The sequence below is a fragment of the Faecalimonas umbilicata genome (assembly GCF_042846195.1).
Lineage (GTDB): Bacteria > Bacillota > Clostridia > Lachnospirales > Lachnospiraceae > Faecalimonas > Faecalimonas umbilicata.
Genome location: NZ_AP031411.1, coordinates 1,345,709 through 1,370,658 on the forward strand (window position 1 = coordinate 1,345,709; position 24,950 = coordinate 1,370,658).

At 40.1% G+C, this 24,950-nt stretch carries 22 protein-coding genes; 19 read left to right on the plus strand and 3 right to left on the minus strand.

What is annotated here, in order from left to right; translation table 11 throughout:
* Nucleotides 1-35 precede the first annotated feature (35 nt).
* Nucleotides 36-2,390 (plus strand): glycoside hydrolase family 3 N-terminal domain-containing protein, encoded by a 2,355-nt coding sequence (locus ACGG81_RS06415; protein WP_336304893.1) that lies wholly within the window; start codon nt 36-38, stop codon nt 2,388-2,390.
* 121 nt (nt 2,391-2,511) lie between these two features.
* Here the strand turns inward: ACGG81_RS06415 and ACGG81_RS06420 are convergent, their stop codons facing one another.
* Entirely contained in the window at nt 2,512-4,002 is a 1,491-nt protein-coding gene (locus ACGG81_RS06420; RefSeq protein WP_008975909.1) for an aldehyde dehydrogenase family protein, read from the minus strand.
* A 131-nt stretch (nt 4,003-4,133) separates the two neighbouring features.
* Between ACGG81_RS06420 and ACGG81_RS06425 the strand changes: the two genes are divergently transcribed.
* From ACGG81_RS06425 to ACGG81_RS06440, 4 genes are all read left to right on the plus strand, one after another.
* Nucleotides 4,134-5,552 (plus strand): PLP-dependent aminotransferase family protein, encoded by a 1,419-nt coding sequence (locus ACGG81_RS06425; RefSeq protein WP_008975908.1) that lies wholly within the window; start codon nt 4,134-4,136, stop codon nt 5,550-5,552.
* A 95-nt stretch (nt 5,553-5,647) separates the two neighbouring features.
* A complete protein-coding gene (gene udk / locus ACGG81_RS06430) occupies nt 5,648-6,265 on the plus strand; it encodes a uridine kinase (protein WP_009261675.1) in 618 nt (205 codons plus the stop codon).
* A gap of 45 nt (nt 6,266-6,310) precedes the next feature.
* Nucleotides 6,311-6,940: a glycerol-3-phosphate acyltransferase gene (locus ACGG81_RS06435; protein WP_242990178.1), complete on the plus strand. Its 630-nt coding sequence runs from the start codon at nt 6,311-6,313 to the stop codon at nt 6,938-6,940.
* Entirely contained in the window at nt 6,937-8,043 is a 1,107-nt protein-coding gene (locus ACGG81_RS06440; protein ID WP_270602740.1) for an MGDG synthase family glycosyltransferase, read from the plus strand. The genes ACGG81_RS06435 and ACGG81_RS06440 overlap by 4 nt, the downstream gene beginning before the upstream one ends.
* Nucleotides 8,044-8,118: 75 nt before the next feature.
* On the opposite strand, the gene ACGG81_RS06445 is transcribed toward ACGG81_RS06440, so the two are convergent.
* Nucleotides 8,119-9,159 (minus strand): FAD:protein FMN transferase, encoded by a 1,041-nt coding sequence (locus ACGG81_RS06445; RefSeq protein WP_390110188.1) that lies wholly within the window; start codon nt 9,157-9,159, stop codon nt 8,119-8,121.
* Complete coding sequence (locus ACGG81_RS06450; protein WP_009261679.1) at nt 9,152-9,736, minus strand: TetR/AcrR family transcriptional regulator; 585 nt, start codon at nt 9,734-9,736, stop codon at nt 9,152-9,154. The genes ACGG81_RS06445 and ACGG81_RS06450 overlap by 8 nt, the downstream gene beginning before the upstream one ends.
* A 202-nt stretch (nt 9,737-9,938) precedes the next feature.
* Here ACGG81_RS06450 and ACGG81_RS06455 point away from each other — a divergent pair, with 202 nt between their 5' ends.
* From ACGG81_RS06455 to ACGG81_RS06520, 14 genes are all read left to right on the plus strand, one after another.
* Nucleotides 9,939-12,215 carry a glycoside hydrolase family 2 protein gene (locus ACGG81_RS06455; RefSeq protein ID WP_390110191.1) on the plus strand — a complete coding sequence of 759 codons (2,277 nt, stop codon included), beginning with the start codon at nt 9,939-9,941 and terminating at the stop codon, nt 12,213-12,215.
* Between the two features lie 281 nt (nt 12,216-12,496).
* Complete coding sequence (locus ACGG81_RS06460; protein ID WP_390110194.1) at nt 12,497-13,186, plus strand: nucleoside-diphosphate sugar epimerase/dehydratase; 690 nt, start codon at nt 12,497-12,499, stop codon at nt 13,184-13,186.
* Nucleotides 13,187-13,203: 17 nt separating this feature from the next.
* A complete protein-coding gene (locus ACGG81_RS06465) occupies nt 13,204-14,091 on the plus strand; it encodes an aldo/keto reductase (RefSeq protein ID WP_390110197.1) in 888 nt (295 codons plus the stop codon).
* Between the two features lie 38 nt (nt 14,092-14,129).
* A complete protein-coding gene (locus ACGG81_RS06470) occupies nt 14,130-15,263 on the plus strand; it encodes an EpsG family protein (RefSeq protein WP_390110200.1) in 1,134 nt (377 codons plus the stop codon).
* A 362-nt stretch (nt 15,264-15,625) separates the two neighbouring features.
* On the plus strand, nt 15,626-16,528 hold the full coding sequence (locus tag ACGG81_RS06475; RefSeq protein ID WP_390110203.1) for a beta-1,6-N-acetylglucosaminyltransferase: 903 nt from the start codon (nt 15,626-15,628) through the stop codon (nt 16,526-16,528).
* On the plus strand, nt 16,521-17,519 hold the full coding sequence (locus tag ACGG81_RS06480; protein WP_390110206.1) for a transketolase: 999 nt from the start codon (nt 16,521-16,523) through the stop codon (nt 17,517-17,519). The genes ACGG81_RS06475 and ACGG81_RS06480 overlap by 8 nt, the downstream gene beginning before the upstream one ends.
* Before the next feature lie 14 nt (nt 17,520-17,533).
* The gene (locus ACGG81_RS06485) at nt 17,534-18,457 is read left to right on the plus strand and encodes a transketolase family protein (protein WP_390110209.1); all 924 of its coding nucleotides are present in this window, start codon (nt 17,534-17,536) and stop codon (nt 18,455-18,457) included.
* Nucleotides 18,450-19,574 (plus strand): glycosyltransferase family 4 protein, encoded by a 1,125-nt coding sequence (locus ACGG81_RS06490; RefSeq protein ID WP_390110212.1) that lies wholly within the window; start codon nt 18,450-18,452, stop codon nt 19,572-19,574. The genes ACGG81_RS06485 and ACGG81_RS06490 overlap by 8 nt, the downstream gene beginning before the upstream one ends.
* A gap of 32 nt (nt 19,575-19,606) precedes the next feature.
* Nucleotides 19,607-20,704 (plus strand): glycosyltransferase family 1 protein, encoded by a 1,098-nt coding sequence (locus ACGG81_RS06495; RefSeq protein ID WP_390110215.1) that lies wholly within the window; start codon nt 19,607-19,609, stop codon nt 20,702-20,704.
* The gene (locus ACGG81_RS06500; RefSeq protein ID WP_390110217.1) at nt 20,694-21,518 is read left to right on the plus strand and encodes a glycosyltransferase; all 825 of its coding nucleotides are present in this window, start codon (nt 20,694-20,696) and stop codon (nt 21,516-21,518) included. The genes ACGG81_RS06495 and ACGG81_RS06500 overlap by 11 nt, the downstream gene beginning before the upstream one ends.
* 1 nt (nt 21,519) lies before the next feature.
* Complete coding sequence (locus tag ACGG81_RS06505; RefSeq protein WP_390110220.1) at nt 21,520-22,227, plus strand: glycosyltransferase family 32 protein; 708 nt, start codon at nt 21,520-21,522, stop codon at nt 22,225-22,227.
* A 12-nt stretch (nt 22,228-22,239) separates the two neighbouring features.
* Nucleotides 22,240-23,334 (plus strand): non-hydrolyzing UDP-N-acetylglucosamine 2-epimerase, encoded by a 1,095-nt coding sequence (gene wecB, locus ACGG81_RS06510; protein WP_390110222.1) that lies wholly within the window; start codon nt 22,240-22,242, stop codon nt 23,332-23,334.
* A 15-nt stretch (nt 23,335-23,349) separates the two neighbouring features.
* Entirely contained in the window at nt 23,350-23,898 is a 549-nt protein-coding gene (locus ACGG81_RS06515) for an acyltransferase (protein ID WP_390110225.1), read from the plus strand.
* 7 nt (nt 23,899-23,905) lie between these two features.
* Nucleotides 23,906-24,907, plus strand: coding sequence for a glycosyltransferase (locus ACGG81_RS06520; protein WP_390110228.1), 1,002 nt, complete (start codon nt 23,906-23,908; stop codon nt 24,905-24,907).
* The last annotated feature ends 43 nt before the right edge of the window (nt 24,908-24,950 follow it).

Consider the following 24,950-nt stretch of genomic DNA (forward strand, 5'->3'; position numbering starts at 1 on the left):
AATAATTAGCAGAAATAGATAAGGAGAACATGTGGATGATAAAAAGAAAATTAGCGGCAGAGGAAATACAGAAAATGAAAGACGGGTATATTCCTGCACCATACCAGCTGGAAGAGGGAGAACAGATCAATGATGTTTACCTGGAACCAGTATTTTTTGAAAACGAAAATGGACCGACAATCGGTGTGACGACATGTGGGGTGATTGTGAAGGATGGATTGTTTTTTAAAGATATGGACAATTCTGGAGAACTGTCACCGTACAAGGATTGGAGACTGGATCATGAGACACGCGCCAAAGATATGGTTGCGCACTTGCGGTTAGATCAGCAGGCAGGTCTGGTGCTGAATACATTGTGGAATTCCCCGATGGTGATGACGCGCGAGGAGGCAAAAGATGAGAAGGGAGAGATCATCCCATCGAAGATTTTCAAGCGGTTTGATCCAGAAGAAAAAGAGGGACCTTCGTTTCTTCCGGGTGTCACGATGAATGTCAGTGATGCGGACGTACTGGAACGGAAACTGACGGGCGGAGTGTACAGGGGTGATATGCGTGCAGAAGCGGGCATGAGTGCACTTTACCACAATTTAGGGACACAGATGCTGGAGTATGAGGCATGTCAGGATGGCGTGGCGATTCCGTATTCTCTGCATACGAATCCAATCAATATCGGTTATCCGGATTTCCTCGGAATCGGTGCAGCCGTGATGGGAGATGGTAATTTTGATCTTGTATATGAGATGGCGGATACGGATCGCAAGATGATGAAGGCAGCAGGGCAAAACATTATGTATGGTCCTCAGGTAGATGTGGCGACAGATCCAAGATGGCCTCGCAATAGTGGGACATACGGGGAACGTACGGATATCACTTGCGGAATCATCAAAGAATTGGTTCGTGGATATCAGAACGGAGAAGATGGCCTCAACGAAGGATCTGTCGTGATCACGGTGAAGCATTTCCCGGGAGATGGACCGGCAGAGAATGGATTTGAGCCACATATGCCGATCGGGCAGTGGAGACTTTATCCGACGGAGGGATCGATGGAAAAATATCACCTGCCGCCATTTCAGGCTGCTTTTGATCTGAAAGCATCGGCAATCATGCCGGATTATTCCAGAATCTGTGCAGATAGCCGCAGCAAAGAGCAGTATTATCGCGGAAGACTGACTTCGCGTGAGACGGTTGGTTCTACTTACAGCAAAGAACTGATCACAGATCTTGCCCGCGAGACAATGGGATTTGAAGGATATGTAAACTCAGATTCAGGAATTACGACGGTACAGACATACGGGGTGGAAGAACTTACAGTACCGCAGCGGTATGCGAAGGCGATTTCTGCCGGAACAGATGTAATCGGAGGAAATTCAGATTCTGAAAATATCGTAAAGGCAGTGGAAGAAGGCTATCTTGCAAAAGAAGAGTTGGATCGCGCTAATTATCACAGATTACTTAGTCTGTTCCGCGTAGGACGGGTGGACAATCCATATCTGGACCCGGATCATGCAGACAAGGTTCGGGAGGAGAATCTGCACGATGCGAAACAGGCGGCATATAAGGCGAATCAGAAGGCAGTCGTTCTGGCAAAAAATCATGCAAACGTACTTCCGATGGAACAGGGCAAAAAAGTTTACATTGCATGCTTCAAAGGAGTGGATCCGGGAGCAGCTCTTGCGCAGGCCATGGGCGCTGCCGTAGGAGGAAAGGGAGATGAAGAAGCATTTGCAGCGCGACTGAAGGAGTTGTTCACAGAGAGAGGATTCTGCGTGATAGATGATCCAAAAGAAGCTGATTATGCATATCTGCACGTGTGGCCGATCAGCAACGGAATGGTCTTTCGCCAGTATGCAATGCCGGTGATCGAGATGGTAGATGAAGAATTGTTTGAGGAAAGAGAAGTCAACCAAAGCCAGAAGAAAACTGGAAAGATGGTTCCGATCACGACATTGAAAGGGGTATCAGAGATTTCGAAGCTTGCAGAAATGGTTCATCAAAATGGAGGAAAAGTGATTGCGACCTGCGTAGTATGTAATCCGTGGATCCTTGATAAGTTAGAACCATATGTTGACGGACTCACGTTCCAGTATACGGTCAGTCCGGTGGCGATGGAGAATGCGCTGGGAGCACAGATGGATGTTCTCTCCGGAGCGTACAATCCAACTGGAAAGATGAGCCTGACAATGGTATCTTCTCCAGAGGTGATTCGCATCGAAGAAAAGGAACTGGATGGCGTTATGCGGGAAGTATGTGTTTCTCCAAATGATGTTCCGGGATATGACAAAGATGCATATATCGATCCGGAGATTTTGGCGAACGTGAAGGGCGGAAGTTACGCATACTGCGATGAAGATGGTAATTACTATCGGTCAGGATTTGGTTTGAGCTATTAGTCTCATCATAGTAAAAGTAAAAAGCGGCAGGGGGATACATAGGTCAGGTGTATCCTTCTGTCGCTTTTGGGGAATGAGAAGTTTTATCAATTATTTTAAGGAGGGAACTATCATCCCCATATTATGCCGGATAAAATCCGCTTGGGCTGTCGTTTAGATTGATCATAATATTCTTTTGCTGGCTGTAAGCATCGAGAATTGCCTTGTCATTCTCGCGGCCGATGCCGGATTGTTTGTAGCCTCCAAATGGAGCGCCTTCCGGAATCTGATTGTATGTGTTGATCCACATACGGCCAGTTTCAATACTTCTTGCGACGCGCAGGGCACGGTGGATATCTTTTGTCCAGACAGCTCCGCCAAGACCATAGTCAGAATCATTTGCAAGGGCAATGACTTCTTCTTCTGTCTGAAATTTAATCACGACAGCTACTGGTCCGAAGATTTCTTCCTGTGCAACACGCATATCATTGGTAACGTCTGTGATCAATGTCGGCTGGATAAAGTTTCCTTTCTCACATCCATGTTCGGTATAAGAGTGACCGCCACATGCGATGGTTGCCCCTTCTTGTTTCGCAGATTCGATGCAGGATAAGATTTTCTCCGCCTGTCGCTTACTGATCTGAGATCCCATCTGTGTCTCAGGATCCAGCGGATCGCCGATAGTTACTTTCTGGAATGCAGTCACAAGTTCTGAGACAAACCGGTCGTAAATCGATTCGTGTACGAAAACGCGGGATCCGGCACAGCATACCTGTCCCTGATTAAAGAGAATACCAAGCTGTACGCCATCGATAGCTGCATCCCAGTTACAGTCGTCAAAGATGATGTTAGCACTTTTTCCGCCCAGTTCCAGTGTGGCCGGGATGAGTCTTTCGGCAGCGGCAACAGCAATGTCCCTTCCAATCTCTGTGGATCCGGTGAAAGCAAGCTTGCTAAGTCCCGGATGCTCGAGAAGGTACTGACCTGATTTTGAACCAGAACCAGTGATAAGGTTTAGTACACCTGCCGGGAGCAGATCCTGGATCAATTCTGTAAATACAAGCATACTTAACGATGTCTCAGAAGAAGGTTTAAATACGATACAGTCGCCGGCTGCGATTGCAGGAGCGAGCTTCCATGCTGCCATCAGGAATGGGAAATTCCACGGCACGATCTGTCCGACGACACCGATTGGCTCGCGGAGCACAAGGCTCATCATATTGCCGTCTAAAACAGAGGCAGTTCCTTCGTCTGTGCGGATCAAACTTGCGTAGTAACGGAAATGGCGGATGGAATAAGGAATATCGATCGTGGAAGTTTCACGGATCGGTTTTCCGTTGTCCATCGTTTCTACCTGTGCCAGCCATTCTTTATTTTCTTCAATGCGGTCTGCGATTTTTTCTAAGATAAGTGCGCGCGCCTCTTTTGTCTGTGTCTTCCACTCTGGGAAAGCTTTCCACGCTGCCGCCACAGCAGCATCCACATCTTCTTTTGTTGCCTGTGCACACTGTGCAAGAATTTCTCCGTTTGCCGGATTGGTACTTGTATAGACGGCTTTGTCTGAAGCGTCTCTCCATTGTCCTCCGATAAATAATCCATAATGTTCTTTTAATGTATGTTTTTGATTGTTCATAAAAATTACCTCCAAAATTCAATTCAAAATCAATTGCTGTCACCAGCGCTTTACTTTTGTCTGCCCTTAGTCTACAATAGAAACTGATACCTTGAAATAACCAAAAAAATGTTTTTATAGGAGACCAGATTTTGCTTATTTATGATTTGGAACAGAGAGACGGAAAGTCGAAATATGAATATTTGTATCAATGTCTGAAGGAAGATATTTTGAACGGAAAACTTGCAGAGGGCGAAAAAATGCCGTCGAAAAGACAACTTGCAAAGGAAAATGGAATCAGTGTGCGGACCGTGATCAATGCGTATGAACAGCTGCAGATGGAAGGATACCTGCAGTCGAGGGAGCGGAGTGGATATTATGTGGTATCTGATTTTGATTCACCTTTAAGGTACCAGAAGATTACAATCCCCGATCCGACTCCGGAAAAAGAAGAAAAATGGGTGGCAGACTTTGCCTCAAATACAACAGTATACGAGAAATTTCCATTTTCGATGTGGACGAAAGTCATGCGACAGGTGCTTGGGGACTACAATCTGCATTTGATCATGCGTGGAGAATTTCTCGGAAGCCCGGAACTTCGGTATGAGATTGCAAAATATTTGTATCACAACCGAAGCATGGTAGTATCCCCGGACTGTATTGTGATCGGAACCGGGATTGAGTATTTGTATTCAAAATTGATCGGGCTGCTTCCGGAACATGCAGTGTATGCGGTGGAAAATCCCGGATACAGAAAAATCCGGCTGATCTATGAAGAACTCGGAGTGAAGTGGACTTGGACGGCTATGGCGGAAAACGGAATTCATATGGGAAGTCTGCGAAGCAGCCAGGCAACAGTTGTCCATACCTCGCCCGAACACCATTATCCGCTTGGGACGGTGATGTCTGCAAGACGCAGGCAGGAATTGCTGAAGTGGCTGGAGGAATCGGAAGAACATTACATTATAGAAGATGATTACGACTGCGAGTTCCGCTATAACGGGCATTCGATTCCAGCGCTTTTCGGTCTGGATACAAGCGGGCGTGTTATTTATATGAATACGTTCAGTAAGACATTAAGTCCCGGGATTCGGATCAGCTATATGGTGCTGCCGCCAAAGCTTCTGGAACGTTATGTGAACTCGGCAAACTTTTTTTCGAATACTTCGTCGAATCTGGAACAGCATACACTGGCAAGATTTTTGCGTGATGGGTATTTTGACCGCCATCTGAACCGGCTGCGTAAGTATTATCTAAGTCAGGGAGAAAAGTTGAAGCATGCAATTGAATGCACACCGACTATTCCGGTGGAAGAAATTGTCGGAATGGAGACGGGCACGCATCTGCTCGTAAAACTTCATACAGAGCTTCCCGATGCGGAAGTGAAGCGGCGGGCACAAGAAAGGGGAATTCATCTTTGCTGTCTGTCGGAGTTTTGTATCGAAGAGCAGAAGCGGTACGAACATGTGCTGGTACTCAACTATTCTGGCATGGAAGAAGAACGGATGCAGGAGGTTGCAGAGCTTCTTGGAGGAGTGTTTGATTCTGAGATTGCAGAGAAGCGGGAATAAAAAGCAGAGGGGAAAGGATTGACGGTATTTCCTGTGAATTGTATAATAAAAGCGCCAAGGTTGCAAATAAGAAAAATAGGATATAGGTAAAAGAGATGAAGACGATCATTATTGGAATTGCAGGTGGGACCGGATCTGGAAAGTCCACCTTCACAAGAAAGTTAAAAAAAGAATTTAAAGACGATGTGGCAGTGCTCTACCATGATAACTATTACCGGGATCAAAGTGATATTCCGCTGGAAGAGCGCCGTAAGACGAATTATGACCATCCGGATGCGATGGAGACAGAGCTGCTTGTCAGACAGCTGCAGGAGTTAAAAGAAGGAAAGACGATACAGTGTCCGACCTATGACTACACACTTCACACAAGGTCAAGCGAAGTTGTGACTGTAGAGCCAAAGAAAGTAATTTTATTAGAAGGAATCCTTGTCCTGGCAGACGAACGGCTGAGAGATCTGATGGATATCAAGGTGTATGTAGAGGCCGATGCAGATGAGAGAATTCTCCGCAGGATTATTCGTGATGTCAAAGAGCGTGGGCGCGATATGGAAGGCGTTGTGGAGCAGTATCTTACAACTGTCAAACCGATGCATTATCTCTATGTAGAACCGACAAGGAGTACTGCAGATATCGTGATCAACAGCGGTATGAATCCGATTGCCTTTGAACTGGTGAAAAATACGATTCAGAAGATACTGGACGAAGAGGCGTAGATACAGATCTGTAAAAAGAATGTGGAAACAGATGCAAAGGAGTAAATGGGAAAGATTTATACAACGAGGTGGACAATGGGACGGGGAATATTTTATACGATGATCGGGTATGTTTCCGGGAGTGTGTTATATGCAAAGGTGTTTGGGAAGCTATTCTGCCAGAAAGATGTGACGGAAGATACGATTGACGGGAATCCCGGAACGACAAATGCATTTCTAAATGGAGGAATATGGTGTGGCATCTGCACGTTGTTGTGCGATCTTTTAAAAGGAATTTTGCCGGTGTATGCTTACATGCATGGACTGCCTGGGGCAGATATCTGGATTACGTTTGTGCTGGCAGCACCGGTTGCCGGACATATCTTCCCGGTATTTCATCGTTTTCGTGGAGGAAAAGGGATTGCAGTTTCTTTCGGGGTGCTGCTCGGACTCTATCCATATATGAAACCAGTGCTGCTGCTGGCATGCTGTTTTCTCTTATTCTCCTTTGTGATTGTGATCACGCCAAATTATCATAAGACATTTGCGACGTATCTTTTTGCGACGATTCTCGTATTGTTTTTTGGAAAAAATTCTTACGTCAGCCTGGGAATGATTCTGATCTCTGCGCTGGTACTTGGCAAGCTGATGCTTTGCCGGGAAGAAAGAGAGGAAATTAAGGTGAAACTATTATGAATGTACTGATTTTATCTTGTGATACCGGTGGAGGACATAATTCTGCTGCCAGATCCATCCAGAAAGAACTGATCCGGAGAGGACATCAGGCGGTCTTTTTAAATCCATTTGAACTGTCCGGAAAGCGCGTTGCAGGAGCGGTAGGTGGAGCTTATGTAAAATTGGTCCAGAAGCATCCGCGGGCATTTGGGATGCTGTATAAGCTCGGGGCATTTGTAAGCAGACTGCCCGGCAGATCTCCGGTTTATTATGCAAACAGCCTTGTGGCAAGGCATCTGGCAAAGTATCTGGAACAGAAGTCTTACGATGCCATTGTGATGCCGCATCTGTACCCTGCGGAGATGATCTCCTACTTAAAAAGAAAAGGGTGGAATTGTCCGAAGTCGGTCTATGTGGCGACGGACTACACCTGTATTCCTTTTACCGGGGAGACAGAGTGTGATTATTATGTGATCCCCCATGAGGAGTTAGAACTGGAATTCGTCCGAAAAGGGGTAAAGAAACAGAAGCTTCGCGCATTTGGCATTCCGGTAGATGAGACATTTTGTTCCAAGGAAACAAAGCAGCAGGCGCGAGAGAAGCTTGGGATGAGCGAGGACGGCATCTACTATCTCGTAGCAGGAGGAAGCATCGGTGCCGGGAAAATCCAACAGTTGCTGGATTTGATGCGAGAAGCGCTGGAAGAGGTGGAGCAGGCGGTGGTGATCTGTGGAAGGAACAAGAAGCTGGAGAAGAAGCTTCGCAAGCGCTATGCCGGTTATAAAAATATTTCTATTATAGGAAGTACTGACCAGATGGCAACCTATATGCGGGCATGTGACGTTCTCTATTCGAAGCCGGGAGGACTTTCCTCCACCGAAGCGGCTGTGATCGGAATACCGTTGATCCATCTGACACCGATTCCGGGGTGTGAGACAAGAAACCGCATATTTTTCCGGAAACATGGCATGTGTCTTGCTCCCCGTATGATCGAAGATCAGTTGCTTTCGGGGCGGAAACTGATGAAAAATACAAGACCGGCAGGAAGGATGATCGAAAATCAACAAAATACTGTACCGGCAGATGCTGCGGAGCGTATTTGTAATTTGCTGGAACAGATGTAAAAAGAATAAGAGAATCGCCCACAGAAGATCAATCATGTACGGATCTTCTGTGGGCGATTCTCTTTTGTTATGATTTTACGATCGTGGAAAACCGCTGCTGTAATGGAGTTTGTAATCTTCTGTAATAAATACGGCCTCCGTATCCGGAAGATCTTCGATGAATTTCATACCTTCTTCGAGACCAAGGGAAAAGCAGGCAGTGCTGAGTCCATCTCCATCTACGGATTTTTCGGACAGGATTGTGACGGACACAAGTGAGTTGTCATAAGGGTATCCCGTTTTTGGATTTAACAAGTGATGGTAGAACTTGCCGTCTTTTTCAAAAGAACGCTCGTAGATCCCGGAGGAGACAATGGATTTGTCCCGCACCTGGATTGTCGACACGGTCTCGCTTCGTTTTGCAAAAGGCTTCTGGATTCCGATTCCGAAAGCATCTCCATCCGGCTTTTCTCCGACACAGAGGACGTTTCCACCAAGGTTGATCACGGCGCTTTTTACCCCATGCTCTAACAGAAATTCTTTTATTTTGTCAGCGATGTAGCCTTTGGCGATCGCTCCCAGGTCAAGCTGCATTCCCTCCTGCAAAAACCGGACACGGTTTTCTTTTACAATGACCTTTCGATAATCTACCAGCGGAAGTGCAGCAGAGATCTCGGCATCCGACGGCACCACCTTTTCTTCAGAAGTAAAATCCCACAGAGCAGAGACCGGACCAATGGTGATGTCGAAGGCTCCGCCCGATTTCTCACAGTAGGAGAGAGCGGTAGTGAGCAGTTCTGTCATCTCCGGTGAGATACAGAAAAAACCGTCTTCCTGTGGAAGAAGACCATGATTGAGCTGGTAGAGCTCGCTTGTCGGGAGTGTGCGGCTGAACAGATTTTCGTATTTGTCGCAGAGATCGATCGCTTCTGCAAGCAGGTTCTCATCTGTAGAGTCATAGAGCGTTACAGTGACAACGGTATTCAGTTTAAAAGCAGTGTCAGAAATAGGAGCTTTTGCAGTTTCATCCGTTCCCGAAGATTGCTTTTTCTGCTGCTCAAAAGAGAAAAACAGGAGCAGCAGGAAGACAAGAAGCACAATTCCTGTTCGGAGTATTCGTTTGTGAAAGTTAGTCATTACTTCTATGAGCCTCCTTCCATGAGTAGAGGAGTGCATCCGAAGATTGGATCGCATAGTCAGCAATCTGTTCATAAGGAATCTTTAGCCCATCGTGGAACCATTTCCGGATGATTCCAATGATTCCGCAGACGCGGAACGTATAGAGATAATCAAAAGAGTCCGGATCAAATGCATCGCAGCTTTCTTGCATCAAAGTGCGACTGACATCGTATTGCAGTGCGAACAGACGCTCGAGAAATGCATCTTCCGAATGAAGGATCAGTACACGGCAGGAGTCCATGTTTTCATAGAGAAAACGAAAGATATCACAGATCAGTGCACGGTTGTCCGCATAAGGTTTCTGCTGTTGGGTAAACAGTGCCATCTGTTCGAGAAAATCGTCCTGGACCTGCCGATACAATGCAAAGATATCTTCAAAGTTCGAATAAAATGTAGTGCGGTTGACGTCGGCAGTCTCACAGAGCTTCTGTACGGTAATCTTGGAGAGCGGCTGGTCGATCAGTAATTTGAGCAGAGCTTCCTTTAGTACTTTTTGGGAGTAAGCTCTCTTCCGATGTAATTTTTCCTGTTGCATAAAAACACCTTTCTAAACATTCAAAAATGGTTTATTTGTAAATCATAACACAAAGAAAGGAAAACGACAAAGAAAAATAGAAGAAAAACAACAGATATAGGGAAAGTGTCGGTTTCAAAACGGAATGTCCATGATTGTTGATTGAACGGAAAAATCAGATATGCTATGATAAAACAAATTGATAGGAAAAGGAGAAGATATCATGAGAACTGTAATAGAATTAAATAAAAACTGGTATTTTCAAAAAGAAAATGTCGGACTTCCGCAGGAACTTCCTTGTGACTGGGCAAAAGTAGATCTGCCTCACACATGGAACGCTGTGGATGGCCAGGACGGAAGAGGAGAATACTACCGCGGAGCGTGCTGGTATGCAAAAAGATTTGAGACACCGGAGTGTATGGATGGATACCGTGTCTATGTAGAAGTGCTGGCAGCAGCATTGTCCGGACGCGTGTATGTAAATGGACAGGAAGTGGCATATCATGAAGGCGGATTCTCTACCTTCCGTGCGGATGTGACAGAAGCCTTGCACGCGCAGGGAGAAAATCTTCTTGTGATCGAAGTGGACAATGGCGAGAAGAGCCACATCTATCCACAGGTTGCAGACTTCACATTCTATGGCGGATTGTATCGCGGTGTCAATCTGATCCTTGTGCCGGAAGTTCATTTTGATCTGGATTTTTATGGGGCTCCGGGATTGAAAGTAACTCCGGTTATCAAAGGAAAAGATGCAGAGATCAAGCTGGAATCCTGGGTGAAGAATGCAGACGAAAATTATACTGTCAGATACCAGATCAAAGATGCAGACGGAAACGTTGTAGCAGAAAGCTGGAGACCGGCAGAGCAGCCATCAGTCGTTCAGTTCCTTCCGGATGCACATCTGTGGCAGGGTGTGGAAGATCCATATCTTTACACATGTACAGCAGAACTGGTACGCCGCAATGAAACGGTTGATGAGGTTACTGTACGTTTTGGTATCCGTGAATTTTATGTCGACAAAGAAAAAGGATTTTTCTTAAATGGAAAACCGATGAAACTGCGTGGAGTTTCCAGACATCAGGATAAGCTGTATCAGGGAAATGCACTGACAAAAGAAGATCACCGTCTTGATGCTGATCTGATTCGGGAAGTTGGAGCAAATACGATCCGTCTTGCACACTATCAGCACAGTCAGGATTTCTATGATGTATGTGATGAGTATGGATTTGTCGTATGGGCAGAAATCCCGTACATCAGCAGCCAGAGCGATGATCCGGCGGCACATGAAAACTGCCGTCAGCAGATGAAAGATCTGATCTATCAGAACTACAATCATGCATGTATCTGCTTCTGGGGAATCTCAAATGAGATTACGATCCACGGTGAGAAACCAGGGCTTGTGGACAACCACAGAGATCTCAATGCCCTTGTCAAAGAGCTGGATCCGACCAGACTGACAACGATGGCACATGTGACATTGCTCTCCCAGGACAGTGATCTTCACAGTGTGACAGATGTAGAAAGCTATAATCACTATTTCGGATGGTACGGCGGAAAATATGAGCAGAATTCCGTATGGTTTGACGATTATCATAAGAAATATCCGGATCGCTGCATCGGACTTTCTGAGTATGGTGCAGAAGGAATCATTACTTATCAGCCGGATGAGCCGAAGTGCAGAGATTACTCCGAGGCATATCAGGCAGAGTACCATGAATTCATGGTGAAAATGTTGATGGAGCGCGACTATATCTGGAGCAGCCATGTATGGAACATGTTCGACTTCGGTTGTGCAGCCAGAGATGAAGGTGGAGTGGCAGGAAGAAATAACAAAGGTCTTGTTACTATCGACAGAAAGATCAAAAAGGAAGCATTCTACTTATACAAAGCATACTGGAGCAGCGAACCATTTGTATACGTTTGCGGTCGCAGATACGCACAGAGAGCCGGGGAGACTACAACGGTAAAAGTATACTCGAACCAGCCGGCAGTACAGCTTTATGTAGATGGAGAATTATTTGCAGAGCAGAGCGGAGAGAAGATTTTTGTATTTGAAGGAGTTCCGCTTCACGAAGGATTTACACAGATCACTGCAAGATACAACGACTGCACAGATTCTCTCGCACTTGAAAAAGTAGCAGAAAAACCGGAGATCTACACACTTCCGAAGAATGAAGATGAGGAAGGAATGGAAGGAGCAGCCAACTGGTTTGATCAGGCGGCAGCAGAAGCAGCAAACGCAGGCGAGATGGTATTCCCGGAAGGATATTTCTCTATCCGCGACAAGATTACAGATATCATTGAAAATGATGAGGCGGCTGCAATTCTCAGCGGAGCTTTATCTGCAATGTCTGGCATGAAATTAAACAAAGGAATGTTAAAGATGCTCGGAGGAAAGACATTAGAAGAAATGATCCAGATGGTAGGCCAGATGGGACAGGAAATTCCGGAGCAGGGCGTAAAAGTCTTAAATCTTCAGTTAAATAAAATCAAAAAATAAATCAGAATTCGTGAAATGTATTTGCGAAATCAGAAAGAGATGCCGGTGGACAAAAACAAGACCGGCATCTCTTTTTTTGATTGGGGGATAAATCACCGTTTATGCGAATAGAAATATTTACCATAAAAGCAGGAAAATACTTTTAAATTATAATCATTTAAAACAAACTTTTTTATGCCAAAACAAAACCGGGTAGGGGTGCTTGAATCTCGTGAAATAATGTGCTATATATAATGTTATATATTATAATAGGAAATTACAAATGAGAAAAGAGTGGGAACATGAAAAAAACAGAAAAACATGCATTGACAGTCCGGATAGCTCTGCTTGTGATGTTAGACATTTTATTTATGCAGGTGGCATCTTTTGCCAGTCTGTGGATTCGGCATGAGTTTGACTTTCAGGCTGTAGAAGAGACGTTTATCCATACTGTGTGGAGATATATGCCGCTGAATATTTTGGTGACACTGGCTGTATTCTCCATGTTTCATCTATACACCAGCCTTTGGAAATATGCGAGCATCACGGAATTATCCTGTATCGTTGCTGCTGTGGCAATTTCCAGTCTGCTGCACGTTCTGGGAATGGCAGTGATGGGACTTAAGATGTTTAAAAGTTACCTGTTGCTATACTTTTTGCTTTTTTTATTCATGGTCGTGGGATTGCGGTTCTCTTACCGGTTTTTCCGGTTTGTAAGAAATAAGTGTAACTGTGGAATGACGGAGAAGCGGGAGAATGTCATGATCATCGGAGCCGGTGATGCGGGGGCTGCGATCATCAAGGAGAATCGGCTGAGCAAAGCAGCTACGAGAAAGGTCTGCTGTCTGATTGACAAAGATCCGAAGAAGTGGGGAAGATATATTCTCGGATGTCCGGTTGTCGGTGGGGCGGACAAGATTATGGAATCTGTAGAAAAGTATAAGATCCAGAAGATCGTCATCGCAATTCCTTCGGCGACAAGCCTGATATAAAGGTTTCAAGGATTTGTATGGGTGGTTGCCCGATGGGAGGATATGGTTGGGGAGATACTCAGGAAAATGAACTAATTGGAGCAGTGCATACGGCTCTAGAATGTGGAGTGAATTTTTTTGATACAGCAGATACTTATGGGTTAGGACAGTCAGAAATTACTCTGGGGAAAGCCTTGGAAGGAAAACGCCAAGACGTAGTGATTGCTTCTAAGTTTGGGGTGAGAATAGAGAATGGTAAGACATTTTATGATAATACTCCTCAATGGATAGAAAAAGCCTTGGAAGGAAGCTTGAGAAGGTTAGGAACAGATTACATAGACTTGTATCAAGTTCATTATAGAGATGGAAAAACAGCGTTGGAAGATGTTGTGGAAACGCTGGAAAAATTGAAAGCAAAGGGATATATCCGTAGTTATGGATTATCCAATATACATAAAAAAGACATGGAAGAAATCATTCCATTTACAGGGAAGTTTGCAAGCTTTCAAGATGAGTATAGTCTGGCTTGCAGGAAAAATGAAGCAGATCTATTAGAGATTTCCGAAAAACTTCAGATGACACCATTTACATGGGGAAGTCTTGGACAGGGAATTTTGACAGGAAAATATACGAAAGAAAATGTAGATTTCGGAACAAATGACCGAAGAAGCAGAGACATTTATGTCAATTTCCACGGAGAAAAGTTGTCAAAGAATCTTGAAATTGTTGAAGTAATGAAAGAGATTGCAGTTAAATATGAAAAATCGGTTGCTGCAGTAGCAATTCGATATATTCTTGATTTCATTCCAAAGTCGGTTGTATTATGTGGGATAAAAAGACCAAGCCAGGTGATTGATAATGTGTCAAGTATTGGTTGGAAATTAGAAAAAGAGGATATTGAGAAATTGGATGAGGTATCAAGATAAAGAAAAGCTGATACGTAGGTGATTAGGAGGAAAATATTTTGATTATATACAATTCGATGATTATTTGGATTGTTGTGCTAGGAATTTGGAATAAACTCGTTATGCAGGCTCAAGGGGAAACACAACGATTTACACAGAAACAAAGAGACTATAAAGTGCCTATGTATCTAGCAATTTTAACGTTTGGATATATTATATTTTGGGTTGGGATGAGAAGCGGAGTTGCTGATACTAAAGCATATATTAACTCTTTCAATGCATATCCGAGTTCTTTAGCAACCATTCCACAGTATTGGGATTTTTCTGAAAATAAGAGTCCTGGATTCATTACTTTTAGCATATTATTTAAACATTTTATATCTACAGATTATCATATGTGGTTAATGACAATTGCTATTTTATCAGGCATACCTATTATGTTAATTTTGCGCAAGAAATCGAAATATTTTTTTTATAGTTCATTTCTGTTTATGACAGGACTTATATTTTTCTGGATGTTAAACGGTATGAGACAGTTTTGGGCAGCTACAATAGTATTTTTATTTTCTGATTGGATAGAAAAACGAAAAACTATTCCATTTATGATTGTTGTGTTAATAGCTGCAACCATACATTTTACAGTTTTAGTCATGATACCTATGTATTTTATAGCTACAGCAAAACCTTTTGGTAAAAAGGTAATGATTTTTCTGATTTTGTTGTTATTGGCCGTTGTTTTTTTAGAGCCGTTTGTTGCAACAATGGAAGATGTTTTAGCGGAGACGGCTTATAGTGGAGCCACAGAGCAATTTGCGCAGGATGACGGAGTAAATCCAATTCGTGTATTGGTTATGGCGGTTACTCCTATAATAGCATTTTTCGGAAGAAAGATTCTTGAAAGAAAAGCAGATGCCTTTATTAATATCTGTATCAATATGTCAGTAATTTGTGCGAGTATTTATTTTTTAGGTGTTTTTACTAGTGGAATATTGGTGGGAAGGTTACCTATATATTTTGAAATATACAATCTGATACTGCTTCCATATTTATTAAAGGAATGTTTTACAAGAGAAAGTTCAAAAATAATGTTTGGTTTGTGTACAATAGGATTTTTAGGGTTTTATTATTTGCAAATGCAGAATTCGTATTATGTTAGTGAGTTTACTGGAATTTTGAGTGGATGGAGAGGATAGAGAGATGAAAAAGGTCTTATATGTGTGTTGCAATTTTACATGGGGGAGAGCAATACATATTAAATGTATTAGACTATATTGATCGGTCTCTTTACCAAATAGATGTACTTCAATACATGAAGGGCTACCGATTGTATTAATTGAAGCACAAGCGGCAGGATTAAAATGCTTTATTTCGGATAATATAACAGAACAGATTGATTGTGGTGGATGCTTTAGAATCTCATTAGATAAAACAGTAGAAGAGTGGGCAGATATTATTTTAGAAGAAATTAAGAAAAATCCAGTGGCGCATATACAGAAAGATAAGATTGAAAAGTATAGTATTCAATATACAGTGAAAGAGTTAGAAAAAATATATAATGAGAGATAGAAAAATGAAACATGCATATTTGATAATGGCACATAGTAATTGGACAATATTAAGGTTGCTTTTATGTCTTTTAGATTATGAAAATCATGATATTTTTTTACATATAGATAAAAAATCCAAGGATAAGATTCCGCAGAATCTGTTTGAAGTGTTAAAAAAATCAAAATTAGTAATTATTGATTCTATGGACATATATTGGGCAGATTACAGTATTGTTGAATGTGAATTGAAACTTTTAGAAGCAGCAAGAAAAACGGGTGAATATTCGTATTTTCATTTGTTAAGCGGAGTAGATTTACCTATAAAACCTTCAAAAGAAATTTATAATTTTTTTGAAAGAAGTGGAAAGAACTTTATTGGTATTGTTCCAAATGAAGTTTATTATTCTGTAAGACGAGTTAAATTTTATCATCTGTTCACCCATATGAGAAGTTATCGCAATTGCAAACTACTAAAAGGATTGGATCGCCTGTTAGAATATGTACAAAAAATTATTAACATCAATAGACTTCAAAACATGAATTGGAAAATTATCGATGGGTGGCAATGGTTTTCGATTACACAAGAATTCTGTGATTATTTAATAAAGAATAGAGAGGTTATAGAGTCTGTATTTAAAAATACAATATCTTGTGATGAGTTAGTTTTACAAACATTGATTTATAATTCAAAATATTATGATACGCTATATGATACCAGAGATTTAAAGAATGGTTCTATGAGGTATATTGATTGGAAACGAGGAAAACCATATACTTGGGGACAAAAAGAGAATGATTTTGATGAACTTATGAATAGCCCATATATGTTTGCAAGAAAATTTGATGAAACTCATATGGAAATTGTAGAAAAGATTTTTGAGGAAATAAGTAGGAGAAATAATAATGAATAGTGAACAATTAGCATGGAAAATTAGACGTCATGGAATTGAAATGACGCATTTATCTGGTGGTAGTCATATTGGGGCAATTTTATCTGTGGCAGATATTATTGCAGTTTTATATAGTGGAGTTATGAACATTGACCCGAAAAATCCGAAGAAAATGGACAGAGATCGGTTTATTTTAAGTAAGGGACATGCAGGAGCATCTATTTATGCTGCCTTAGCAGAAAATGGTTTTTTTGAAGTAGAGGAGTTGAAAACTCATTATCAGAATGGAAGCCGTTTGTCAGGACATGTTTCGCATCATTTGCCCGGAGTAGATTTTTCTACAGGTTCGCTTGGTCATGGGTTATCAGCTGGTGTTGGAATGGCATATGCCGCGAAGAAGGATGGAAAAAGTCATAAAGTATATGTAGTATTGGGAGATGGGGAGTGCGATGAAGGATCTGTGTGGGAGGCTGCCTTGTTTGCAAATCACTTCCGATTAAATAATTTAGTGGCTATTGTAGATCACAATCATATGCAGAGCATGGATTTCCAAGAAAATACACTTGAAATTGAAAATTTTGGTGAAAAGTGGAAAGCATTTGGTTGGAATGTTATTGAAGTAGATGGAAATAGCCACGAAGAATTGAATGTTGCTTTTGAACAGGCAGAAAAACTTAGCAAGGAAGAAGCTCATAAACCTACAGTAATCATAGCCAATACAATCAAGGGATGTGGTGTGTCCTTTATGCAAAATGATATTTTATGGCATTATCGTTTTCCGCATGAGGGATGGGAATATGATTGCGCGGTGGCAGAATTGCATAAATGCAAGCCGGAAGGAGTAGAGGATCCATATACACCAGACGGAATTGAGAATCCGGTTCAGCCAACAGAAAGAGATGACATTGGGAATGATCATACGTTTTCTTATACATGGAACACAAGTTATCCAGAGAAAATGCGACGTGTAGAGGCAAAATCTGGAAGTAGTGAAAGAGAACATACGGTATAGGGAGAAGAAAAGAAATGAGAGATACATTTGTAAAAACTTTAGTTGAGTTGGCAAAAGAAGATAAAAATATTGAATTAATTACAGGCGATCTCGGATTTGGAGTATTGAAGCCATATTGGGAAGCCGTCCCGGATCAGTTTACAAATGCTGGGATTGCGGAGCAGAACATGACAACAGTTGCTGCTGGCATGGCATTAGAAGGAAAAACAGTATTTACATATTCGATTGGAAATTTTCCGACTTTAAGATGTTTAGAACAGATTCGAAATGATTGTGCATATCACAATGCAAATGTAAAAGTAGTTTGTATTGGTGGAGGATTCGTATATGGATCACTTGGAATGAGTCATCAGGCAACAGAAGACTTAGCGATTTTGAGAGCATTGCCAGATGTTGTAGTTATGGCGCCGGCGGATTTGGTGGAAGCGGAAGAATGTACAAAAGCATTAGCTGTATATCCGGGGACAGCATACTTACGACTTGGACGCGGAGGAGAAAAGCGAATTCATGATCATATTGATAATTTCCAAATAGGAAAGGCAATTAAGGTAAGAGATGGAAAGAAGATAGCGATTTTTTCTACGGGAGCGATTTTTGAAGAAGTAAATGCCACATATAATGTGTTGGTGGAGAAGGGGTATGATCCGGCAGTATATACTTTCCCAACAGTGAAGCCGATTGATACAGAAGTAATTAAAGAGTGTGCGAAAGAATTTGATGTAGTTGTTACATGTGAAGAGCACAATATTGTAGGTGGATTTGGGAGTGCTGTGGCAGAAGTCATGGCTGAAATGAAAGAGAAGAAAGCTTATTTGCTCCGAATTGGATTGAATGATGAATATTCTATTAAAGTTGGAAATCAGAATTATCTGAGGCAGCAGTATGGAATGGACAGCGCTTCGATAGTGAAAAAAATAGAGGAAACGATCCATGAATAGAAGAATTCTTGTTACATCTACAGATTTGATGATGGTGCAGTTTTTGTTGCCACATATTAGAAACTTATCAGAGAATGGGTATGAAGTAGAAATTGCCTGTTCAGAGGTAGGTGGACGCATGAAAGAAGTCAGAGATAAGATTGAAGATTGTGTAAAAGAAATTCACTTAGTAAAGCTTCATCGGAGCCCCGTTGCCTTAGATAATTTCAAAGGATTCTATCAGATGAAGACAATCATTGATGATGGAAAGTATGATATTATTTGGACAAATGAACCCGTTATGGGAGTTGTCACAAGATTAGCAGCAAAAAGGGCGAGAAAAAATGGGACGAAAGTCCTTTATATGGTACACGGATTTCATTTTTACACAGGAGCACCAAAAATGAATTGGATGATTTATTATCCAATAGAAAAAATGATGGCTTCGAAGGCAGATGTGATTTGCACTGTAAATCAAGAAGATTACGCACGAGCAAAAAGTTTTCAAGTAAAAGACGTGAAATATATTCATGGAATCGGAATTAATACTACGCGATTAACACTTGGAGAAAAGAAAAATGATATTAGAGCTGAACTTGGATTAGAACAGGACGATTTTGTTGTACTGTCTATCGGAGAATTGAATGATAACAAAAATCAAAGAGTAATCATTGAGGCAATTGCTATGCTTAGAGATAGTAAAATACATTATGTTCTTTGCGGAAAAGGTGATCAGTTAGAAAGCTTGAAAAAGTTAGTGACAGAGAAACGGTTGAATCAAAATATCCATTTTCTTGGTTATCGAAAAGATGTAGTAGATATTTGTAGCCAAGCAGATGTATATGTGATGCCTTCCAAACGAGAAGGATTACCAGTGGCTTCGCTGGAAGCAATGTATTGTGGGCTGCCTCTTGTAACATCGAATATAAGAGGGTTGATAGATGTGATGGAAAATGGAATATCTGGGTATATGTATGAACCAGGAGATGTTAAGGGGTTTGCAGAAGGAATCAAGAAGTTAAAGGAAAATTCAGAGATACGAGAGAAAATGGGAATACATAATAAAGAAAATGTAAAACCGTACTGTATTGAGGAAACTAAGAAGGAATTACTGAAATTGATAGAGTCTTTTAAATAAATAGTTATATTTAGTAAAAAGGAATGGGGAAAATGCTTAGAGTATTACATATATTCCATAATATGGGAAATGGTGGAATAGAGAATTTTGTAATGAATTATTATCGTGCGATTGATCGAGAAAAGGTTCAGTTTGACTTTTTGACTTCTGTAGAGGAAGAAGGATATTTTGACGAAGAAATAAAAAACATGGGTGGATATATTTACCATGCGTATCCTAAAAAGAAAAATCCAATAAAAAACTATTTAAGTATAGCAAAAATTGTTCGAGATAAAGGATATCAGATAGTTCATAGGCATACAGGAAGTGCAATTTCTAATATAGACTTATTAGCTGCAAGACATGGAGGAGCAGAAGTATTAATATCGCATTCACATGCTACTCAGGCAGGAAAAAAATGGTTGCATTATTTGGCCAGAATTATTTTTCGTGTAAAAACAGAAGAATTTGCATGCTCTAAAGAAGCAGGACGTTGGCTTTTTGGGAAAAATGATGTAGAGAATGGGAAGGTGCAAATAATAAATAATGCCATTGAAACACAACTATATAGATTTAATGAAGAAACAAGAAGAAAAGTACGGGAAGAGAAAAATGCTAAAGATAAATTAATTATAGGGCATGTTGGAAATTTTAATGAGGTCAAAAACCAAACATTTATAATTGATATTTTTGATATCATTCAAAGAAAATGTGAGAATGTAGAACTTTGGTTAGTTGGAGACGGTGAATCGCGTGAAAAGATAGAAAATAAGGTGGAAAAATTAAATCTACAGAATAAAGTTGTTTTCTGGGGAAAACGCAATGATGTTTCAAGTATTATGCAAGGAATGGATGTTTTTTTATTTCCATCTTTGCATGAAGGGTTTGGAATTGTTTTAATTGAAGCACAATGTTCTGGATTGTCTTGTTTAGCATCCATCGATACAATTCCGAAAGAAGTAAATATAACGGGAAATATAAAATTTATTTCTTTAGATGAAAGTGCAGAGACTTGGGGAAAAGAAGTTGAAAAAGTATTGATAAAAGATATGGATAGAGAGTGTGGATATAAATCTATTAAAGAGGCAGGATTTGATATCAAGGATGCGGCAAAGGATTTAGAACGGAGGTATTTAACTTATGCAAGGTAAAAATAAGGTTTCTATATTGATGGGAATCTACAATTGTGCAGATACTTTAAGTGACGCAATTGATTCCATTATTAAGCAAACTTATGCGAATTGGGAACTTATATTGTGTGATGACGGTTCACAAGATGACACATATCAAGTTGCATCAAAATATAAAGAAAAATATCCGGACAAAATCGTTCTATTAAAAAATAAAAAAAATATTAGATTAGCAGCAACATTGAATCATTGTGCCAAGTATGCAACAGGAAAATATATTGCTCGTATGGATGGTGATGATTTATCTTTGCCTGATCGTTTTGAAAAGCAGGTGGATTTTTTGGACAAACATCCGGAATATGCTCTGATTGGAACTTATATGAAGGCGTTTGATGAAAAGGGAGAGAAAAATATAATTCCGATTAAGGAAATTCCAGTTAAAACAGATTTGCCAAAATTCAATCCATTTCATCATGCGACAATTATGATGAAGCGAGAAGTTTTTGAAGCATTAGAAGGATATCGTGTGTCTAAACTTACGACTAGAGCAGAGGATGTAGACCTTTGGTTTCGCTTTTTTGCAAATGGATATAAAGGATATAATATTGCAGAGCCATTATATTTAGTTAGAGAAGATGTGGCAACCTTTAATCGGCGAACATTCAAACATTCATTGGAAGCATCGAGAGTATTGGTGCATGGGATTAAGTCGTTAAAATTACCACTCCAATATTATGTTTTTGCGATAAAACCTATTGTATCACAGATAACACCCATTTGGTTAAAGAGAAAATTTAGAAAAAATATGGATAATAGAAATAGAAAAGGAGATTAGCATGATTCCTAAATTAATTCATTATTGCTGGTTCGGCAGAGGGAAGATGCCAGATTTGGCGAAGAAGTGTATAGAAAGCTGGGGAAAATACTGTCCGGATTATGAGATTATAGAATGGAATGAAGATAACTTTGATATTAATTGTTGTGACTATGTAAGAGAGGCATATGAGAGTAAGCGTTTTGCTTTTGTGACAGATTATGTTCGTTTGTATGCTATGTATAAACAAGGTGGAATCTATATGGATACAGATGTAGAGGTAACGAAAAACTTAGATAAGTTTCTTGTACATCAAGGATTTTCAGGTTTTGAATCAGATACTCAGATTCCGACAGGAATTATGGCAGCAGAAAAAGGTTTTCCACTATTTAAAGAGTTACTTTCCTACTATGATGGACGTCATTTTGTAGATAAGGATGGTAATCAAGACACAACTACAAATACAGTAACAATAACAAGAATGCTTTCTGAAAGAGGGTTTGTGCCGAATGGAAAATATCAGGTTTTGGATGGGTTTGCATTATATCCAAGAGATGTATTTTGTCCATTAGATGATGCAACAGGCATTATGTATGACTCTAAGGATACGGCAACGATTCATTGGTTTAATAAATCTTGGGTGCCACAGAAATTAAGAATAAGAAGTAAAATAACCAGAGTGTTTCATCGATGGTTTGGAGTAGATTGCTTTGCTTTTTTAAAGAAGTAAGAGGGGAAATATATGAAAAAAGTTATGTTGGTGTTTGGCACAAGACCAGAAGCGATTAAGATGTGCCCATTAGTGAATGAACTGAAAACGAGAGAGAGTATAGAAACAATAGTTTGTGTTACGGGACAGCATAGACAAATGCTAGATCAGGTCTTAGAGGTATTTGATGTAGTTCCAGACTATGATTTGTCAATTATGAAAGAAAAGCAAACTTTGTTTGATATTACTGCGAATATTTTGAACAATATTAGAAAGGTATTAGAAGAGGTAAGACCAGACGTTGTGTTGGTGCATGGGGACACATCTACAACTTTTGTAACGGCATTGGCCTGTTTCTATTTGCAAATTGCAGTTGGACATGTTGAAGCTGGACTTCGGACATATAATATTTATTCACCATATCCAGAAGAGTTTAATAGACAAGCGGTAGGAATTATTAGCAATTATAATTTTGCACCTACAGAAAAAGCAAAAGAAAATTTAATTAAAGAAGGTAAGAAGAAAGAATCTATATATGTAACGGGAAATACTGCAATAGATGCATTAAAAACTACAGTAAAAAAGAAATATAATCATCCGGAATTAGAATGGGCAAGAGGGAGTCGTTTGATCTTAATTACAGCTCATCGAAGAGAAAACTTAGGGGAGCCAATGAAAGCTATGTTTAAAGCAATACTTCGTGTTTTAAAAGAACATCCGGATGTAAAAGCGATTTATCCAATACACATGAACCCGGTTGTGAGAGAAATCGCAGATAGTATTTTGGGGCAGGAAGAAAGAGTTCATATTATTGAACCATTAGAGGTAATTGATTTCCATAATTTCTTGAATCAAAGCTATATGATTTTGACAGATTCAGGAGGAATACAAGAAGAAGCACCATCTCTTGGAAAGCCAGTTTTGGTTATGCGTGATACAACAGAACGACCAGAAGGTATTGAAGCTGGAACATTAGAACTGGTTGGAACAGAAGAAGAGAATATTTATCGAAACTTTAAGAAGCTTCTTGAGGATGAAGAAGAATATAAAAAAATGAGCAATGCGAGCAATCCATATGGAGACGGATTTGCATGTAAAAGGATTGCAGATATATTAGTTAACAATTAAGAAGGATGGGGAAAAATGTCTTTTTTAAGAAATTTGTTATATCGTTTGCGAGGAGAAGTTTCTACAGACAGCTTGATAAAACTAGGACTTAAGGTAGGAAAGAATTTTAGAAGAAATGAGCATTGTATTATAGACCAATCACATTGTTGGTTGATTGAAATTGGAGATGATGTTACTCTGGCTCCACGAGTACATATTCTTGCACATGATGCCAGTATGTGGCAAGAATGTGGATATACGAAAATAGCGCCAGTACACATTGGAAATAATGTTTTTATTGGAGCTGGAAGCATAATCATGCCAGGAATAACAATTGGAAACAATTCGATAATAGGTGCAGGGAGCATTGTAACTCATGACGTTGAAGAAGGTAGCGTAGTTGCTGGAAATCCAGCTCGAAAATTGAAAGATTATCATGACTTTATTAACGAAAATAAAGAGTATATGAAGAGTAAGCCTTGTTATGGAGAGGAATATACGTTGAGAAATTCTTCTTTTACAGAAGTACAGAAACAGGAACAGAAGGAAGCTGTTGAAGAAAATAATTTCGGATATGTAAGGTAGAGGTAGTATGAAGCCAAAAGTAAGTATCATTGTACCAGTATATAAAACAAAAGAAACATTAGAAAAGTGTGTAAATTCTCTTTTGGAACAAACACTTCAAGAAATAGAAATAATTCTAGTTGATGATGGTTCGCTAGATGAATCAGGTGAGATGTGTGACTCCTTCAGCAAAGACCTTCGAGTGCATGTTGTACATAAAGAAAATGGAGGACTTTCTAGTGCGCGCAATGCGGGGTTAAAAATAGCATCTGGAGATTATATAGGATTTGTTGATTCGGACGATTATGTTCATCCGGAAATGTTTTATAACCTTTATAACAGGATTGAAAAAGATAAATCAGAGATTTGTATTTGCTCACATTTTACAGTAGGTTCTGCTGGAAATGTTGTAGAACATCATTTTCACAATGTACCAAAGGTATTGAATCGTTCAGAAATTTTTAAAATGCTTATTTTGCCTATGATAGGAATTATACCAGGAACAAATGAGAAAGAGATAGAAGGATTTGTTTGTAGAAACTTATATCGAAAAGAAATTATTTCGGATTATAAATTTAAATCTGAACGAGAATTTTTTGCAGAAGATGTAATTTCTGCCATGGAATTATACAAAGAATGCGAAAAGATATCTGTTTTAGATGAATGTCTATATTATTATAAGTATAATGGTGAATCATTAAGCAACACATATCGGCCAAAAGTTTATAAGTTATTAAACAATCTTCTCGAATGGGAAAAGGCATACTTAAAAGAAGAACAGTTATTTGAGCAGGAAAAGCAACGTTTGTTTTCTACAGGAGTAAAGTTTTTGATTTTTTCAATTCAGAATATAAAAAAAGGAAATCTAGGTAAAAAAAGAGAACAAGAAGAAGCTAAAAATGTTTTGGAGCAAAGTATGATTCGGGAAAGTCTTTATAATATCGATATTTTTAAATATGGATGGAAAATGAAAATTTTAGTTTTACTATCGAGGTGTTCCTGCATTAAATTATTGCTAAGAGTGTTATGATGAAGAAAAACAAAATCAAATAAAAAGATATTTATAGTAAGGC

Bases quoted from the DNA above. Each gene is read 5' to 3' on its own strand.
- ACGG81_RS06415 (WP_336304893.1), top strand. From the start codon at position 36: ATGATAAAAAGAAAATTAGCGGCAGAGGAAATACAGAAAATGAAAGAC.
- ACGG81_RS06420 (WP_008975909.1), bottom strand. From the start codon at position 4,002: ATGAACAATCAAAAACATACATTAAAAGAACATTATGGATTATTTATC.
- udk (WP_009261675.1), top strand. From the start codon at position 5,648: ATGAAGACGATCATTATTGGAATTGCAGGTGGGACCGGATCTGGAAAG.
- ACGG81_RS06435 (WP_242990178.1), top strand. From the start codon at position 6,311: ATGGGAAAGATTTATACAACGAGGTGGACAATGGGACGGGGAATATTT.
- ACGG81_RS06440 (WP_270602740.1), top strand. From the start codon at position 6,937: ATGAATGTACTGATTTTATCTTGTGATACCGGTGGAGGACATAATTCT.
- ACGG81_RS06445 (WP_390110188.1), bottom strand. From the start codon at position 9,159: ATGACTAACTTTCACAAACGAATACTCCGAACAGGAATTGTGCTTCTT.
- ACGG81_RS06450 (WP_009261679.1), bottom strand. From the start codon at position 9,736: ATGCAACAGGAAAAATTACATCGGAAGAGAGCTTACTCCCAAAAAGTA.
- ACGG81_RS06455 (WP_390110191.1), top strand. From the start codon at position 9,939: ATGAGAACTGTAATAGAATTAAATAAAAACTGGTATTTTCAAAAAGAA.
- ACGG81_RS06460 (WP_390110194.1), top strand. From the start codon at position 12,497: ATGAAAAAAACAGAAAAACATGCATTGACAGTCCGGATAGCTCTGCTT.
- ACGG81_RS06465 (WP_390110197.1), top strand. From the start codon at position 13,204: ATGGGTGGTTGCCCGATGGGAGGATATGGTTGGGGAGATACTCAGGAA.
- ACGG81_RS06475 (WP_390110203.1), top strand. From the start codon at position 15,626: ATGAGAGATAGAAAAATGAAACATGCATATTTGATAATGGCACATAGT.
- ACGG81_RS06480 (WP_390110206.1), top strand. From the start codon at position 16,521: ATGAATAGTGAACAATTAGCATGGAAAATTAGACGTCATGGAATTGAA.
- ACGG81_RS06485 (WP_390110209.1), top strand. From the start codon at position 17,534: ATGAGAGATACATTTGTAAAAACTTTAGTTGAGTTGGCAAAAGAAGAT.
- ACGG81_RS06490 (WP_390110212.1), top strand. From the start codon at position 18,450: ATGAATAGAAGAATTCTTGTTACATCTACAGATTTGATGATGGTGCAG.
- ACGG81_RS06495 (WP_390110215.1), top strand. From the start codon at position 19,607: ATGCTTAGAGTATTACATATATTCCATAATATGGGAAATGGTGGAATA.
- ACGG81_RS06500 (WP_390110217.1), top strand. From the start codon at position 20,694: ATGCAAGGTAAAAATAAGGTTTCTATATTGATGGGAATCTACAATTGT.
- ACGG81_RS06505 (WP_390110220.1), top strand. From the start codon at position 21,520: ATGATTCCTAAATTAATTCATTATTGCTGGTTCGGCAGAGGGAAGATG.
- wecB (WP_390110222.1), top strand. From the start codon at position 22,240: ATGAAAAAAGTTATGTTGGTGTTTGGCACAAGACCAGAAGCGATTAAG.
- ACGG81_RS06515 (WP_390110225.1), top strand. From the start codon at position 23,350: ATGTCTTTTTTAAGAAATTTGTTATATCGTTTGCGAGGAGAAGTTTCT.
- ACGG81_RS06520 (WP_390110228.1), top strand. From the start codon at position 23,906: ATGAAGCCAAAAGTAAGTATCATTGTACCAGTATATAAAACAAAAGAA.